The sequence below is a fragment of the Prevotella sp. AGR2160 genome, assembly GCF_000424185.1.
In the GTDB taxonomy this organism is placed as follows: domain Bacteria; phylum Bacteroidota; class Bacteroidia; order Bacteroidales; family Bacteroidaceae; genus Prevotella.
This window is the reverse complement of record NZ_AUJK01000016.1, coordinates 1-15,793: the sequence shown is the minus strand read 5'-3', so window position 1 is coordinate 15,793 and position 15,793 is coordinate 1. Positions and strand designations below refer to the sequence as shown.

At 54.3% G+C, this 15,793-nt stretch carries 12 protein-coding genes, 1 other RNA gene and 1 pseudogene; 4 read left to right on the top strand and 10 right to left on the bottom strand.

Going from position 1 to position 15,793, the window contains the following annotated elements; all coding sequences use genetic code 11:
* Positions 1 to 4: 4 nt before the first annotated feature.
* Genes G604_RS0109585 through G604_RS0109570 form a run of 4 tightly spaced genes read right to left on the bottom strand, consistent with a single transcriptional unit; the run spans position 5 to position 5,154 of the window.
* Positions 5 to 1,846, bottom strand: coding sequence for an ABC transporter ATP-binding protein (locus G604_RS0109585; RefSeq protein ID WP_028910368.1), 1,842 nt, complete (start codon positions 1,844 to 1,846; stop codon positions 5 to 7).
* Positions 1,843 to 3,174 (bottom strand): tRNA (N6-isopentenyl adenosine(37)-C2)-methylthiotransferase MiaB, encoded by a 1,332-nt coding sequence (gene miaB / locus G604_RS0109580; protein WP_028910367.1) that lies wholly within the window; start codon positions 3,172 to 3,174, stop codon positions 1,843 to 1,845. The genes G604_RS0109585 and miaB overlap by 4 nt, the downstream gene beginning before the upstream one ends.
* Entirely contained in the window at positions 3,167 to 4,135 is a 969-nt protein-coding gene (locus tag G604_RS0109575) for a phosphatase PAP2 family protein (protein ID WP_028910366.1), read from the bottom strand. Before G604_RS0109575 ends, miaB begins: the two co-directional genes overlap by 8 nt.
* Positions 4,132 to 5,154, bottom strand: coding sequence for an NAD-dependent epimerase/dehydratase family protein (locus G604_RS0109570; protein WP_028910365.1), 1,023 nt, complete (start codon positions 5,152 to 5,154; stop codon positions 4,132 to 4,134). The genes G604_RS0109575 and G604_RS0109570 overlap by 4 nt, the downstream gene beginning before the upstream one ends.
* Before the next feature lie 141 nt (positions 5,155 to 5,295).
* Here G604_RS0109570 and rnr point away from each other — a divergent pair, with 141 nt between their 5' ends.
* Entirely contained in the window at positions 5,296 to 7,608 is a 2,313-nt protein-coding gene (gene rnr / locus G604_RS0109565; RefSeq protein ID WP_028910364.1) for a ribonuclease R, read from the top strand.
* Complete coding sequence (locus G604_RS0109560; protein WP_028910363.1) at positions 7,608 to 9,044, top strand: C69 family dipeptidase; 1,437 nt, start codon at positions 7,608 to 7,610, stop codon at positions 9,042 to 9,044. Before rnr ends, G604_RS0109560 begins: the two co-directional genes overlap by 1 nt.
* 132 nt (positions 9,045 to 9,176) lie before the next feature.
* Here G604_RS0109560 and tyrS read toward each other — a convergent pair whose 3' ends face one another.
* Genes tyrS through metK form a run of 6 tightly spaced genes read right to left on the bottom strand, consistent with a single transcriptional unit; the run spans position 9,177 to position 14,289 of the window.
* A complete protein-coding gene (gene tyrS, locus G604_RS0109555) occupies positions 9,177 to 10,481 on the bottom strand; it encodes a tyrosine--tRNA ligase (RefSeq protein WP_028910362.1) in 1,305 nt (434 codons plus the stop codon).
* Between the two features lie 26 nt (positions 10,482 to 10,507).
* Positions 10,508 to 10,759 (bottom strand): membrane protein insertion efficiency factor YidD, encoded by a 252-nt coding sequence (gene yidD, locus G604_RS0109550; protein ID WP_028910361.1) that lies wholly within the window; start codon positions 10,757 to 10,759, stop codon positions 10,508 to 10,510.
* Positions 10,756 to 11,136, bottom strand: coding sequence for a ribonuclease P protein component (gene rnpA, locus G604_RS0109545; RefSeq protein WP_028910360.1), 381 nt, complete (start codon positions 11,134 to 11,136; stop codon positions 10,756 to 10,758). Before rnpA ends, yidD begins: the two co-directional genes overlap by 4 nt.
* A 44-nt stretch (positions 11,137 to 11,180) precedes the next feature.
* The gene (locus G604_RS0109540; RefSeq protein WP_028910359.1) at positions 11,181 to 11,930 is read right to left on the bottom strand and encodes a uroporphyrinogen-III synthase; all 750 of its coding nucleotides are present in this window, start codon (positions 11,928 to 11,930) and stop codon (positions 11,181 to 11,183) included.
* 40 nt (positions 11,931 to 11,970) lie between these two features.
* Entirely contained in the window at positions 11,971 to 13,002 is a 1,032-nt protein-coding gene (locus G604_RS0109535; protein ID WP_028910358.1) for a DUF4271 domain-containing protein, read from the bottom strand.
* Between the two features lie 3 nt (positions 13,003 to 13,005).
* The gene (metK, locus tag G604_RS0109530; RefSeq protein ID WP_028910357.1) at positions 13,006 to 14,289 is read right to left on the bottom strand and encodes a methionine adenosyltransferase; all 1,284 of its coding nucleotides are present in this window, start codon (positions 14,287 to 14,289) and stop codon (positions 13,006 to 13,008) included.
* A gap of 195 nt (positions 14,290 to 14,484) precedes the next feature.
* On the opposite strand from metK, the gene ssrA reads away from it, so the two are divergent.
* Positions 14,485 to 14,883, top strand: a transfer-messenger RNA (tmRNA) gene (gene ssrA / locus G604_RS15045).
* Between the two features lie 686 nt (positions 14,884 to 15,569).
* Positions 15,570 to 15,793, top strand: a pseudogene (locus tag G604_RS15565) (IS4 family transposase); the annotation flags it as partial.

Here is a 15,793-nt window from a genome sequence, read left to right as displayed (position 1 = left end):
TGAATTATATTTCCTGCATGTCGTGCAGGCGCTTGTAGACGCCGTTGAGCTTCACGAGCTCGTCATGGGTGCCACGCTCGACGATGCAGCCCTCATGGAGGACACAGATCTCGTCGGCATTCTTGATGGTGGAGAGACGGTGGGCCACGGCGACGGTGGTGCGCGTCTTCATGAGTTTCTCCAGGGCGTCCTGCACGAGGCGCTCACTCTCCGTATCGAGGGCCGATGTCGCCTCGTCGAGGATGAGGATCGGCGGATTCTTCAGGATGGCACGGGCGATGCTCACGCGCTGGCGCTGACCACCGGAGAGGCGGCCGCCACGGTCGCCGATATTCGTGTCGAAGCCTTTCTCCGTCGCCATGATGAAGTCGTAGGCATTGGCGATCTTCGCGGCGCGGATGACATCCTCCTTCGTGGCCTTGTCGTTGCCGAACGTGATGTTATTATAAAAGGTGTCGTTGAAGAGGATAGCCTCTTGGTTGACATTGCCGATGAGGGAGCGGAGGTCATGGATGCCGAGGTCCTTGACATTGACACCGTCGATGAGCACCTCACCCTCCTGCACGTCATAATAGCGGGGAATGAGGTCGACGAGCGTCGACTTGCCACTGCCGCTCTGGCCTACCAGTGCCACCGTCTTTCCTTTCGGAATGACTAGGTTGATGTCACGCAGCACGTATTTCAGCTCGCCTTCCTTCTCGTCGGTATAGGCGAAGGAGACATGACGGAACTCGATCTGATGCTCGAAAGAGGAGACATGTACGGGATTCGGCTTCTCCTGAATCTCGATCTCCGCCTTCAGGATCTTGTCGATGCGCTCCATGGAGGCGAGGCCCTTGGGGATGTTGTAGCTGGCCTTGGAGAATTCCTTCAACGGGTTGATGATACTGTAGAGCATCACGAGATAGTAGATGAAGATCGGACCGTCGAGGGCGGAGTAGTTGAGCACGAGGATACCACCGACCCAGAGTACGACGATGATCATGATCGTACCGAGGAACTCACTCATCGGGTGTGCCATCTGCTGACGGATATTCACCTTCATGATGAGGTTACGGTAGCCGCTGTTCGTCTTGTCGAAGCGGTCGTTCATCTTCTCCTCAGCGCAGAAGGCCTTGATGATGCGCAGGCCGCCGAGCGTCTCCTCCACCTGACTCATCGTGTCGCTCCACAACTTCTGCGCGTCGAGGCTCGAGGCTTTCAGCATCCTGCCGATGCGCCCCATGAGAGAACCGAATATCGGCACGAAGAGGATGGTGAAGAGCGTCAGCTGCCAGGAGATCAGAAGAAGGGTACCGAAATAGATCATGATGAGGATGGGATTCTTGAAGAGCATGTCGAGACTCGACATGATGCTGTTCTCCACCTCACCGACATCGCCGCTCATGCGGGCGATGATATCGCCTTTGCGCTCCTCACTGAAGAAACTCAGCGACAGCGACGTGATCTTCTTATACAGTTGGTTGCGGATATCGCGGACGACACCCGTGCGGATGGGGATGATGAACGCGGAAGAAAGGAAATAGGCACCCGTCTTCAGAAAGGTCATAAAGGCCAGGAAGAGACCGATGACGAGGAGTGTCGTCGTGGCACTCGTTTCGATGATCATCTCCTGGACGTAATACGACATATTGTTCTGCAGCACTTCCTTGCTCAGCGACCACGGCTCGAGCACCGTGGCCCGCAGACCGCCGTCTACCTGAAAAAGGATCTGCAGGATCGGTATCAGGGCGGCAAACGAGAAGATATTCAGGAATGCCGACAGGATATTGAAGATGATGGACAGTACCAGATACTTCTTGTAGGGTGGTACAAAGCGCCGTAAAACCTTTAAAAATTCTTTCATACCTCTTCACCGAATAATGTTGCTGACGTGGACCCCGTGATTCTTACCTTTACAAAGTCACCGATGTGGTGGTTGCCCTTGTCGATGACCACGGCCTTGTTCTGTTCCGTACGGCCCATGAGCTGCTGACGGGAACGCTTGCTGAAGCCCTCGATGAGGATGACAAACTCCTTGCCCTCATCCTTCTTGTTCACTTCTGCGCTGATGGCCGTCTGCAGATGGATGAGCTCGTTGAGGCGGCGGATCTTCACGTCCTCGGGGACATTGTCGGGGAGGTGCTTGGCGGCATAGGTGCCGGGGCGCTCACTGTATTTGAACATGAAAGCGCTGTCGTAGCCCACCGTGCGGACGAGGTCGAGGGTCTGCTGGTGATCCTCCTCCGTCTCATCGTGATAGCCCACGAAGATATCCGTCGTCAGTCCGCAGCCGGGGATGATGCGGCGGATGGCGTCGACCTTGGCGAGATACTGCTCGCGCGTATACTTGCGGTTCATGAGCTTCAGGATCTTGTCGCTGCCGCTCTGCGCGGGGAAATGGATATGGTTGCAGAGATTGGGCTCCTCGGCGATGGCGTGAAGGATGTCCTCACTCATATCCTCGGGGTTCGAGGTGGTGAAGCGAACGCGCATGTCGGGCACGAGGCGGGCGACCTTACGGAGGAGCTCGGCGAAGGACGTGCCGTTCTCCGGCCGCTGACCGTTGGGCAGCAGACCGTAGCTGTTGACATTCTGTCCGAGGAGCGTGACCTCCTTATAGCCTCTGTCGTGGAGGTCCTGTACTTCCTTGAGAATACTCTCCACGTCACGCGAGCGCTCACGGCCGCGGGTATAGGGCACGATGCAGTAATGGCAGAAATTGTTGCAACCACGCATGATCGATACGAAGCCGCTGACATGGCTGCCGCCGATGCGCTGCGGCACGACATTGCGGTAGGTCTCCGTCGTCGACAGTTCGGTGTTGACGGCGTTATGGCCGAGCTCACACTGCGCGATCATCTCCGGCAGGTCGAGATAAGCGTCGGGGCCACAGACGAGATTGGCATAATGATTTTGGATGAGGTCGTCCTTTACGCGCTCAGCCATACAGCCGAGGACACCGAGGATGAGCTTGCGGCCCTTCTTCTGTTCGGCGTGGAGGGTGTCGAGACGGTGGTAGATCTTGTTCTCCGCGTTCTCACGAACGCTGCAGGTGTTGAGGAAGACAGCGTCGGCGTCATCCTCGTTGTCGCAGATGTCGTAACCGGCCATCTTCATCACGGAGGCCACGACCTCACTGTCGGCGACATTCATCTGGCAGCCGTAAGTCTCGATGTATAATTTCTTAGTCATGCGTTTTGATCTTTTTCGTTGTTAATAAAAGGATGCCGTAGACGGGAATGGCGGTAAGGAAACCGGCAATGGCGTCAATGGCATAATGGGCCTGGATATATACTGTCGCCAGGCAGAGACAGAGGTAGAAAGGCAGCGCCACGAGAACGACACGCTTGTTATGCAGACGGAGCAGGAGGAGCATGCAGAGGGTGCTGATGCTCACGTGGCTGCTCGGGAAGGCTGCCGTGGGCCGTTCTCCCGCTGCCTTGGCATCTTCCACGAGGTGGTAGAAGAGTCCGTCTTTCCATCCCGGCATGTCCAGGCAGTCGTTGTGACTGTTGAAATAGTTGCCGAGGTCGGGGAAGATTCCCTGTGCGATCTGGTCCGTTCCTATGGCATCATAATAATAGGTGGGACCTACGACGGGGAAGAAAATGAACACGACATAATAGAGGAAGAACCCCGCGAGGATGATGAATCCCACGCGGTGGAACTCCTCATGCCGGAAGATCATGTAGACGGCCACGGTGAAGACGATCAGCGGGTAATACATGAAGTATCCGCAGTCGAGCTGCTCACTGATGATGGCCGACGGGAAGTTCTTCGCGAAGACGAGGGCCGGCTGGAACCCGAAGAGCGACTGTTCCCATGAGGCCACGAGATAGTCGAAACTCGGAAACATCCGGTTCAGCTCATACGTGTCCGAATACCACCAGGCGAGGGCCAGCAGGGAACAGATGACGCGCATGGCATAGGTGAAGCGACAGGGGATCATGCGGTAGACGAGCCACAGGGCGAGGGTCGTGAAGAGGATGTTCAGGCGACCCATGATCATTGCCCGCGGGTTCACCACCTTCGTCCAGCAGAAGAGCATGATGCAGAAGGTGAAAGCCATGTAGGCGATGGTGAGCCATTCGATGGCGATGAGCCCTTTCTTCGGTTGCGGGTTGATTCTGAAGATATCAAGGATCCGTCTCATAGCCATCCTGCCTCCTTATACCAGCTGATGGCCTTGTGGACCCCCTCACGGAGCAACACCTGCGGCTTGTAGCCGAGTTCGTCGATGGCGGGCCGGATGTCACAGCGCCAGTTGCGTTGCTTGAGAATGTTGTACTTGTCGTTGTTGAGCACCGTCATGCTTTTCGTCAACTGGCCTTTCAGCTCACCGCACCAGGTGATGAGGCGGAGCAGCCACAGCGGTGCCGTGATCCTGATCCACCAGGGCCGTCCGAGCTCGTCATGGATATAGTCGCTGAAGGCGCTGCTCTGGTATACCTCCCCGTCGGAGAGGAAATAGCGGCTGCCCGTCTGTCCGTGGTCAAGGGCGAGGAAGACGGCCTGGACGACATCGGTGACATAGACGAAGGTGATGTCCTGACGCTTGAAGCCGACAGCGAAGTCGGTATGTTCCTTGATGGATTTCGCCATCATGAAATAGTCTTTCTCCCGGGGTCCGTAGACGCCCGTGGGACGGAGGATGACGTAGGGGAACCGGTCAGCCTCACCCTTCGCCTTCAGCTCGGCGGCGGTAGCGTCGAGCCATTGTTCGGCGGCGAGCTTGCTGCGGCCGTAGGCCGTGTTCGGCTGTGGCGTGTCGGTAGGCTCGATCTCCTGGTAAGGCTGCTGCTCACGGATAGCCCCGAAGATGCTCAGCGAACTCATGTAGACGAAACGCTTCATGGGCATGCCCAGTCTGAGCAGGGCCGTGACGAGATGCTTCGTGCCCTCGGTGTTGACCTTGAAGAAGTCTTGGGCATGTAGACATTTCGTCACGCCGGCAGCATGGACAACATAGTCGAAATGATGTCCGCGCAGCTGTTCCTCCAGCCGCTCCTCCGAGGAGAGGTCGAGGGATATGAAATGGATGCGCTTGTCCTGCAGGTAGCGGCGGGAGCTCGTCGGCCTCACGGCAGCCCACGTCTCCAGTCCCCTCCGCAGAGCTTCCTCGACGATAAAGGAGCCGATGAAGCCGGAAGCGCCGGTAATCAATATGTTCATTACGGTGTAAAATTCGAATTCCGCTTGCAAAGATACTTGTTTTCCGTGTGATGAGCAAATTTCTTGTGAAAATATTGTAAAAAATAAGGCTATGTGGAAAATATTTTGTTTCTTTGCTTTTAGAAACCAAAATATACTGCTATGGGAAAAGGAAAGAAAGGCGGAAAGCGCATGAACAAGAAGCAGCTTACCGAGCAGTTGGAGCAGTTCTTCTCCACGCAGCCCGGCAAGACATTCTCCTTCAAGGAGATTTTCCGCAGCCTCAAGCTCAACACCCATCCTCTGAAGATGCTGGCGATAGACATCATGGAGGAGATGGCATGGGACGACTATCTCGTGCGCGTCTCCGACAACAGTTATAAACTCAATACCGAGGGGCAGGTCTTCGAAGGGACCTTCATCCGCAAGACCAACGGCAAGAACTCCATCAAGCCCGATGAAGGCGACAAGCCCGTGTTCTGTTCGGAGCGCAACTCCCTCTTCGCCCTCAACGGCGATCATGTGAAGGCATCGCTCATGGCGCGCCGCAGTCACCATATCCGTGAGGCGCAGGTCATCGAGATCATCAGTCATGCCAAGGACCAGTTTGTCGGCCGTCTGCGCGTCGACAAGGACATGGCGTTCCTCATCACGCCCGATAACACCTTCGCCACCGATATCCTCATCCCGAAGCGGAAGTTGAAGGGCGGCAAGACCGACGACAAGGCCGTGGTGAAGATCACGCAATGGCCGGATGCCGAACATAAGAATCTCGTCGGTGAGGTCGTCGATGTCCTCGGTAAGACCGGTGACAACGACGTGGAGATGAATACCATCCTCGCCCAGTATGGTCTGCCCTATGTCTACCCGAAGAAGGTGGAAGAGGCCGCCGACAAGATCACGGGGAAGATCACGAAGGCTGATGAGGCCGAGCGCGAGGACTGCCGCAATACGTGGACCTGTACCATTGACCCGAAGGATGCCAAGGACTTCGATGATGCCCTGTCGATCAAGAAACTCGACAACGGGCTCTATGAGGTCGGCGTGCATATCGCCGATGTGTCTCATTATGTGAAGGAAGGCGATATCATCGACAAGGAGGCCCAGAAGCGGGCCACGTCCATCTATCTCGTCGACCGTACGATCCCGATGCTCCCCGAGCGCCTCTGCAATTTCGTCTGTTCGCTCCGTCCTGATGAGGACAAGCTGGCTTACAGCGTCATCTTCAACCTCGATGACCAGGCCAATGTGAAAGCGTTCCGTATCGTCCATACCATCATCCGCTCCAACCGCCGCTTCTGTTATGAGGAGGCGCAGCAGTTGCTGGAGGACAACGGTGTCGTCGACGGCACCGGAGAGCCCGCGCCTCCCGCTCCTGCCGGCGGCTACAAGGGCGAGTATGCCACGGAGATCATTACCCTCGACCGCCTCGCCAAACAGTTGCGCAAGCAGCGCTTCAAGAACGGCTCCGTGAAGTTTGACCGTGAGGAGCTCCATTTCGATGTCGACGAGAAGGGCCATCCCACACGCTGCTATTTCAAGCGCTCGAAGGATGCCAACAAACTCGTGGAGGAGTTCATGCTCCTGGCCAACAAGACGGTCGCCGAGAGTGTCGGCAAGGTCAAGAAGGGCCGCAAGCCGAAGACGCTGCCCTACCGTATCCATGACAATCCCGATCCCCAGAAGCTTGAGACCCTGCGGCAGTTTGTCGTCAAACTCGGTTATAAGTTCGGCTCCTCTTCTACGAAGGGTGCCACGGCCCGCAGCCTGAACAAGCTCATGGATGAGTGCGGCAATAAGCCCGAGGGCAAGATGATTGAGACGGTGGCCCTGCGTGCGATGATGAAGGCGCGCTACAGCGTACATAACATCGGCCACTTCGGTCTGGCCTTCGACTATTATACCCATTTCACCTCACCGATCCGCCGTTATCCCGACACGATGGTCCACCGTCTGCTGACGAAATACCAGGCCGGCGGTCGCAGCGCCAACGAGAAGCACTACGAGATGCTCTGTGAGCACTGCTCCGACATGGAGCTCGTGGCGCAGAGTGCCGAGCGTGACTCCATCAAGTATAAGATGGTGGAGTTCATGGGTGATAAGGTCGGCAACAGTTATGATGCCCATATCAGCGGTATCACGAGCTACGGTATCTATGCCGAGATCGACGAGAACCACTGTGAGGGTATGGTGCCGATGCGTGACCTCGATGATGACTACTACGATTTCGACGAGCGCAACTTCTGTCTCGTCGGCCGCCGCCGCCATCACCGTTACCAGCTCGGCGATCCTATCCGCATCAAGGTCGCCAAGGCGAACCTCGAGCGTAAGCAGCTTGACTTCGCCATCGATAACGGAAAAGCTGACAAGAAGGTAGACAAGGACAAGGTGACGGAAGAGACGACAAAGGCGGAGAAGCCCGCAAAGCCCCGTCGTACGAGAAAAACGAAAAAAAGTTCTAAAAGCAAAGACTAATGAATAACAACAGAAAGAATTTATCTGAGTGTACGACGATCATCGTCGGTGACGAGGCAACGACAGACGGCTCCCGCTTTCTCTGCCGCTCCTCCGATTTCGACGCGATGATGGCCATCAACTATGAGTTTCACAAGGACACGAATTTCGGACCTACCGAGTTCGTTGCCAAGGACAGCGCCTTCCGCTGTCCGCTGCCGCAGCAGGCTCTGGGCTATACGGGACTCCCCGACTATCAGTTCCCCGGTGAGTGGGGCTCTGCCGGTTTCAACACCGCCGGTGTGGGTATGTCGAGTACGGAGACGATCTTCAGCAGTGCGGAGGCCTTGAAATATGATCCTTATGTGAAGGACGGACTGGCTGAGAACTGTACCTATAATATTGTACTGCCTTATATCCATACTGCCCGTGAGGGTGTGGAGCGCCTCGGTGGTCTCATTGAGAAATACGGCAGTGCCGAGGGCTTCGGCATCGGTTTCATCGATGACAAGGAAGTTTGGTATCTGGAGAATGCCTGCGGCCACCGCTGGCTCGCCACACGTATCCCGCGTGATGAGTATTTCGTGACGGGCAACCAGAGCCGTTTCCGCGACTATGATCCCAACGACAAGGAGAACTTCCTCGCTGCCCCCGACCTCGTGGAGTTTGCCGAGAAGAATGGTCTCTATGATCCGAAGAAGGGTAAGTTCGACTTCCATACCGCCTACAGTCATGACGGTAAGGACGCCCAGGACGATACAACATATAACTATCCGCGCGTATGGGGCTTGCAGGGTATCTTCTCCCCGCAGATCAAGAACGACGTGACGAAGAACACGTTCCCCGTCTTCGCCAAGGCCGAGAAGCCCTTCGATCTTGAGACGCTCCGTCAGGCCTTCCGCTTCCATTATGACGGCACCGATCACGATCCCTATCTCCACAACAACGGCAAAGAGCCTTATCGTCCGGTTTCTATCTTCCGTACGACGCAGACCCATATCATCCAGGTACGCAAGGACCTGCCGGCCGCCATCGGACATATCACGTATGTCGCCCTCGGCATGGCTGACCTCGGCGTCTTCCTGCCCCTCTATCAGGGTGTCACCGATGTGCCCGAAGAGTATAAGACGGGCAACGGCCACTGCAGCGACGACAGTGCCTACTGGATCTTCCGTAAGGTGATGACGCTCGCCATGACCGACTACAACCGTTTTGCGCCCATCGTCAAGGAGACTTATCATAAGCTCGAGCAGGAGAATGACCAGCGTCAGAAAGAGTTTGAGGCCGACTATCTGAAGGTCTGCAAGGACCAGCCGGTGAAAGCCCAGGAGATGCTCCAGGCCTTCAGTGATGAGCTCCTCGTCCGTGCCCTCGTCGTTGCCGATGATCTCGCCAACGATCTGCTGACGCGCATGACGAAGAGCACCATGGAGGAATATCTGTTCCACGGAGCATAGAAAAGTAAAGAAGTAAAAAAGTAAAAAATTAAAGCTACCGCAAAGGGAGTTTGTAAAAGTAAAAAAGTAAAGAAGTAAAAAATTAAAGCTACCGCAATGGATCCTCTGCGGTAGCTTTACTTTTTTACTTTTTTAATCTTTCACAGTAATGAGGTAGTAGTTCTTCTTGCCTCTTTGGACGAGGAGATACTTGCCGTCGATGAGATCCTCGGCAGTGACGGGGCGGTCGAAGGCCGTGATCTTCTCCTTGTTGAGACTGACGCCATTGCCTTTGACGAGCTTGCGCATCTCACTCTTGCTCGGGAAGATCTCCCAACCATCCTGACAGAAGAGGTCTACGGCGGGCTGGCCGAGCTGATCCTTGCCGATGGTGTAGTGGGGCACGTCCTTGAAGACATCATTCAGCGTAGCCTCGTCGAGCTGCTTCAGACTGTCCTTCGTGGCCTTGCCGAAGAGGATATTGCTGGCGGCGATGGCCATGTCGAGGTCCTCCTTGCTGTGCACTAGCGTCGTCACCTCAGCGGCGAGGCGCTTCTGCAGCGTACGGCGGCCCGGATCCTGCTCATGCTCGGCGATGAGACCGTCGATGGTCTCCTTGTCGAGGTCGGTGAAGATCTTGATATAACGTGCGGCATCGGCATCACTGACATTGAGCCAGAACTGGTAGAAGGCATAGGGCGTCGTACGGTTGCGGTCAAGCCATACATTACCGCTCTCCGTCTTGCCGAACTTCTTGCCGTCGGCCTTCGTGATCAGCGGACAGGTGAGGCAGAAAGCCTGAGCGTCGGCACCGAGGGTGCGGCGGATGAGCTCCGTACCCGTCGTCATGTTGCCCCACTGGTCGTTACCGCCCATCTGGAGGCGTACGCCCTTGTGCTCGTAGAGATAGAGGAAGTCGTAGCCCTGGAGGAGCTGATAGGTGAACTCGGTGAAGCTCAGACCGTCACGGGCCGTACCGTTGAGGCGCTGCTGCACGCTCTCCTTGGCCATCATATAGTTGACGGTGATATGCTTGCCGATGTCACGGACGAAATCGAGGAAGCCATAGTCCTTCATCCAGTCGTAGTTGTTGACGAGCTCGGCCTTGTTGGGCTCCGTGCCGTCGAAATCGAGGAACTTGCTGACCTGCTTCTTGATGGCCTCCTGGTTATGATAGAGGGTGTCGGAATCGAGGAGGTTGCGCTCCTGGCTCTTTCCCGACGGGTCACCGATCATGCCGGTGGCCCCGCCGACGAGGAGGAAGGGCTTGTGGCCGCAACGCTGGAAATGACGGAGCATCATGATCCCGCAGAGGTGTCCGATGTGGAGGGAGTCGGCAGTCGGATCCGTGCCGAGGTAGGCCGATGTCATGTTCTTCAGAAGATATTCTTCTGTACCTGGCATGATCTGAGCAAGCATACCACGCCATTTCAATTCTTCTACAAAATTCTTTGCCATCTTATGTATGAGTGTTATAGTTGTGTTTACGGGACGGGGTCATACCCTGATCCGCCCCAGGGATTGCATCTGAGGATGCGCCAGATTGCCAGCGCCAGCCCTTTGACGGGGCCGTATTTCAAGAGGGCCTGCCGGGCGTACTCCGAACAGGTCGGCGTGAAGCGGCAGGAGGGAGGGGTGTAGGGGGTGATAAACTTCTGATAGAAGAGTATCGGAAGGACCAGGAGCCATGTGACGGCCCTGGAGAGGTAGTGGAGGAGACGACGGAACAGACTCATGGCTGATGATGTGAGAAATGTTGCAAAATCGTCTGCACATGATCCTCGACGGTAGCGGAGTCGTGGAGCTTGTTGTCGAGCCAGATGAAGGCGAGGAGCCCTTTCTTCCCCTCGGGGACGGTGAGCTCGCCCTTGTGGCGGCGGAAAGCGTCACGGACCTGCCGCTTCACGCGGTTGCGCTTCACGGCACGCTTGAAACAGCGCTTGGGGACGCTGATGAGCATCTCCACCGCCGGCTCTCCTTCCGTGCGGTCGGTGAGTCGGAAGATGCCACGGAGAGGCCAGGCGGCAAAACCCTTGCTGCCTGCGGAGAAGAGCAGATCTATCGACTGTTTCAGATAGAGGCGCTCCTGCTTGCTAAGTCCTTCTTCGTGCATCATATCGTTTTTTCGTTAGGCGCGGAACATGATGAATCCTGTCCCTACCGGCGTTGTCCCTTGAGGAAGTCCTTCAGCGCCTCTGTCATACTTGGGAATTTCGGTGTCGGAGCCTGAAGGTCGAGACGCAGACCGACCTCCTTGACGGTCTTCGCTGTCGCGGGACCAAAGGCGCCGATCTTGATATCGCCCTGCTCGAGGTCCGGGAAATTCTTCTTGAAAGCTTTCACGCCCGTGGGACTGAAGAAGACGAGCATATCGAAATCGAAGGCTTTCTTCTCCTCGTCGGTGAAGTCATTGCTGATGGTACGGTACATCACGCACTCATGGTGCTGCAGATGATTCTCGTCAAGGAGCTTGCTGATCTTGTCATCATGGACATCACTCAGCGGCACGAGATATTTCTCGGCCTTGTGCTTGGCCATGAGTGGGACAAGTCCGTCGATCTTTCCCGTAGTACCGAAAAAGACCTTACGCTTGCGGTACTGTACGTACTTCTGAATATAGAGGGCGATGGCCTCGATGACACAGAAATATTTCATGTCCTCGGGTATCGTCACACGCAGCTCCTTGGCCAGTTTGAAATAGTTGTCGACGGCATGACGGGAGGTGAACACGACGGCGGTATAGTCCAGCAGGTTCACGTGCTGCTGGCGAAAGTCCTTACTGCTCACACCTTCTACCTTGAAGAAAGGGCGGAAGACACAATCCACACCGTACTGCTCCTTCATATCATAGTAGGGAGATTTCTCACTGGTCGGTTTGGGCTGTGATACCAAGATCTTCTTAATCATCTTTGTCTAATATTGACTGAAACTTATACGTATAAACGTCTTAAAAACTTATCTTCAAAATATTGCTCATAGTCATCAAAACACCCCATAGGGTTATCAATGGCATGATTTCAAGGGCACAAAAGTACAAAATTATTTGCAGAAAAGCCCCTCTTTTTTCGAAAAAGATCATGTAAGTCTTGTAAAAGGCCAGTATTTTGAACAGAATGACCACTGCAGAGGTATAGATGACGGCTGCGGAGATGCTGAGATCAAAATAAGCCAGAAGCATGATCATCGGGAAAAGGCAAACGCCCTCCATGGCGGTGAGGAAGAGAAAGGAGCGGTCCCACTCCATATTCTTCTTCGGTTCGAAGAACACCCAGTCGACGAGGGCATAGATGCCCCCCTTGAGGAGGAAATATCCGGCCATGGCGAGGGTATAGAGTCCGATGACGCTGTAGGTGCTGATGGTATAGGTGTCGCCGAACACCGTCTGTGACCAGAAGAAATAGGTCAGCGCCATCATCAGACAGGTCTGCAGGACGAGGAAGAACTGGAATCGTACCTCCGTGAACGTCTCCGTGATCTCTGTCGTGGCACCAATCTGCGATGTGCGGAAGAAGTTGTGGATCTGCCGCATGATGAAGTTGCGGGAGTTGGCGAAGGCGATGAGGGCGAAGCAGAAACAGGCGATGAGCAGTCCTGTGAGGAGGTTGTCGGAGGCAACGGTATAAGGTATTGGGTCACCGGCGACTCCCTGACGTCCTCCCGGCAGTTCGGGGTGGAAGAGGCTGTCGTTGGAGAAGAAACTTTCCTTATAGTATTTGGGCAGGGAGATGTTGTAGATACTCTCTCCCTTACCCTGACCCGGCAGATGGAGCGTGTCGGGGCACTGGCTCCAGTTGACGGGCGCCGGCTTGATATGTGCCTGGATCATCGAGTCCTGCTGCTCCGGCGTGGCATTGGCGGGGAGCCAGCTGAGGACTTCGTGAGGCGTGAGCTGATGGCCCTGACGAGACGAAGGGGCAGAATGTGATACTTTCTGCCCCTCCTCTCTGATCGTTGTCGTCGATATGGAATCGTTTATCATTACTTAAAGATTAAAAGCCTCACGCAGACGGTCTACCTGGTCAAGCTTTTCCCAGGTGAAGAGCTCTACATCAAGGGTTTTCGTCTTGTGGTAACGGGAGGTGAAGGTCTTCTTGACGACCTCGTTCTTCCGTCCCATGTGTCCGTAGGCAGCTGTCTCGAGATACATCGGCTGACGGAGTTTCAACTGGCGCTCAATAGCTTTCGGACGGAAGTCGAAAAGCTGCTTGATCTTCCCGGCAATCTCACCGTCCGTCATGTTCACATGACTGCGGCCATAGGTGTTGACATAGACGCTGACGGGCTCGGCAACGCCGATGGCGTAAGCGAGCTGTACGAGGACCTCATCGGCAATACCCGCGGCAACCATGTTCTTGGCCACGTAACGGGCGGCATAGGCGGCACTGCGGTCCACCTTCGAAGAGTCCTTGCCCGAGAAAGCACCACCGCCATGGGCGCCCTTGCCGCCGTAGGTGTCGACGATGATCTTGCGACCCGTCAGACCGGTATCGCCGTGGGGACCGCCGATGACGAATTTACCTGTGGGGTTCACGAGGTATTTGATATCATCGTTGAAGAGGGCGAGGACCTTGGCGCCGCACTGGGCTTTCACGCGTGGGATCAGGATATGGATGACATCCTCGCGGATGCGGGCGAGCATCTCCTTGTCGGCTTCGGCCTGACTCTTGCCGCCAACGGCCTTTACAAAGTCGTCATGCTGCGTACTGACCACGATCGTGTCGATACGCTGCGGGATATTGTCGTCACTATATTCAATGGTCACCTGACTCTTGGCATCGGGGCGGAGATAGGTCATCTCCTTGCCCTCCTTGCGGATGTCGGCAAGCGTGCGCATGATGAGCTGGGCGAGGTCGAGGCTTACGGGCATGTAGTTCTCCGTCTCGTTGGTGGCGTAACCGAACATCATGCCCTGGTCGCCGGCACCCTGGTTGTCGTCATCACCATTGTCGACACCGCGGTTGATATCGTCACTCTGCTCGTGGATGGCCGTGAGGATGCCACAGCTGTCACCATCAAACTGGTATTCGGCCTTCGTATAGCCGATCTTCTTGATGGTGTCGCGGGCAATCGTCTGCAGGTCGATATAGGCGTCGGAACGCACCTCACCCATGATCACCACCTGTCCTGTGGTACAGAAGGTCTCGATGGCGCAGCGGGCCTTGCCGTCGTAGGCCAGAAACTGGTCGAGGAGGGCGTCGGAAATCTGGTCGGAGACTTTATCGGGATGGCCCTCTGAGACTGACTCAGAAGAAAAGAGATATGCCATATCGTTTCTTTTATTTTTGTTTTGAATGAATATTTCGGGGCAGTACTTGGACAACCGCCCTGTTGAGGGTGCAAAGTTACGAAGATTTTATGACGTGACAAAGGAAGAAGTAAAAAATCCGACAAAAAATTTGGCTATCTCACGAAAAGACAGTATCTTTGCACACTGATACATGCGTTGTATCTCTTTTGTCATGGGGTTGTATGGACTTGACGGCAAGATGAGATGGTATGTAAGCATGCAGAGCCTCGTTGGCTAGCTCTTGAATCTGAGTGAACAAAAATTAATTGGCGAAAACAATTACGCTCTCGCTGCCTAACTGAAGTACAGTAGGTTACTGGCTTTATCGCGTCACCAGGTGACGCGACGAGACATCGCTCCGAGGATGTTGTTCCGAATCCGAAGGTCAAGCGGTGCAGGTAAATCGGAAATAGCCCGCCGCGGCCCCGCACGGCTGGTGAATTTTGAGGGGATAAGGCGGCAGTTGGTGGTCCGGGTCTTGCTGTCGCACGAAAATCAAAGGCCGGAATAAGCATGTAGAAAGCGTATGGTCCCCTTGTGCGGACGCGGGTTCGAATCCCGCCAGCTCCACAAAAATATCCCTCCAGCGGCCTTGGCCGCTGGAGGGATATTTTTGTAATGGAGAATGGAGAATGGCTGCTACAATTATCCATTATCTATTTTCTGTTCTCCATTTTGCTTCAGCAAAACGGGCACAAAAAAAATCGGATGGAAATTCCGTCCGATTTGAAGGCTCGCACCGTCACGGTGCAATGCCTGTAAATCTTCGTGTGTGTTATCCTTTTACAATTACAATCTTTTACCTTAGAACTAAAACCAATCTATGAAACAATCTTTACCTAATAACTAAAAACCTAATCTAATACTACTAACCTAAACAATCTATTAACCTTTTGACGCTGCAAAGGTACGCATTGTGTTCGAACACACCAAACTTTTTGAATAAAATCTGCATTTTCTTAACTCTTTTTTTCATTACAGCCCCGTTTGAAAGGTTTGTTAGCAGAAAAAAGCGCATACCCACTTGGGAGTACGCGCCGCAAAAAAGTATGGGGAAATGGCAACGGACGACACGGATTTTCACGGACAAACAAAAACATCCTTGGATGCAACGTGGCGGTTTGATTTTTAACCTCAACTTTCGCAAGTGAATAAAAAGGTCAAAATAGGGTGAATAAAAATAGCTAAAGGTTTCCGTAAGTCGCGGAAAATTAGTATCTTTGTAATGTCAATAAACAAAGTACCAAATACCTTTAGCTATGCGCAAAGATACATCAATTTTTTCAGAGCTGCAAGAATTTTTCCAACAAAATGACAGTCACAGGGCTATAATCCGCATTGTCGGCATTATGCGTTCTTTGCATATTCATGAAAAGCAGATAGGTCTCACCAAGAAGCCTAACTGCAAATTTACTGTATTGCAGGTTTTCCATTTACTGCTTCTTTTCCCGTTCTTCTGTATCAAAGATGCCTTCCACTACAA

What these genes read in the sequence shown, in the direction of transcription:
- G604_RS0109585 (WP_028910368.1), bottom strand. Translation starts at nt 1,846, where the DNA reads ATGAAAGAATTTTTAAAGGTTTTACGGCGCTTTGTACCACCCTACAAG.
- miaB (WP_028910367.1), bottom strand. Translation starts at nt 3,174, where the DNA reads ATGACTAAGAAATTATACATCGAGACTTACGGCTGCCAGATGAATGTC.
- G604_RS0109575 (WP_028910366.1), bottom strand. Translation starts at nt 4,135, where the DNA reads ATGAGACGGATCCTTGATATCTTCAGAATCAACCCGCAACCGAAGAAA.
- G604_RS0109570 (WP_028910365.1), bottom strand. Translation starts at nt 5,154, where the DNA reads ATGAACATATTGATTACCGGCGCTTCCGGCTTCATCGGCTCCTTTATC.
- rnr (WP_028910364.1), top strand. Translation starts at nt 5,296, where the DNA reads ATGGGAAAAGGAAAGAAAGGCGGAAAGCGCATGAACAAGAAGCAGCTT.
- G604_RS0109560 (WP_028910363.1), top strand. Translation starts at nt 7,608, where the DNA reads ATGAATAACAACAGAAAGAATTTATCTGAGTGTACGACGATCATCGTC.
- tyrS (WP_028910362.1), bottom strand. Translation starts at nt 10,481, where the DNA reads ATGGCAAAGAATTTTGTAGAAGAATTGAAATGGCGTGGTATGCTTGCT.
- yidD (WP_028910361.1), bottom strand. Translation starts at nt 10,759, where the DNA reads ATGAGTCTGTTCCGTCGTCTCCTCCACTACCTCTCCAGGGCCGTCACA.
- rnpA (WP_028910360.1), bottom strand. Translation starts at nt 11,136, where the DNA reads ATGCACGAAGAAGGACTTAGCAAGCAGGAGCGCCTCTATCTGAAACAG.
- G604_RS0109540 (WP_028910359.1), bottom strand. Translation starts at nt 11,930, where the DNA reads ATGATTAAGAAGATCTTGGTATCACAGCCCAAACCGACCAGTGAGAAA.
- G604_RS0109535 (WP_028910358.1), bottom strand. Translation starts at nt 13,002, where the DNA reads ATGATAAACGATTCCATATCGACGACAACGATCAGAGAGGAGGGGCAG.
- metK (WP_028910357.1), bottom strand. Translation starts at nt 14,289, where the DNA reads ATGGCATATCTCTTTTCTTCTGAGTCAGTCTCAGAGGGCCATCCCGAT.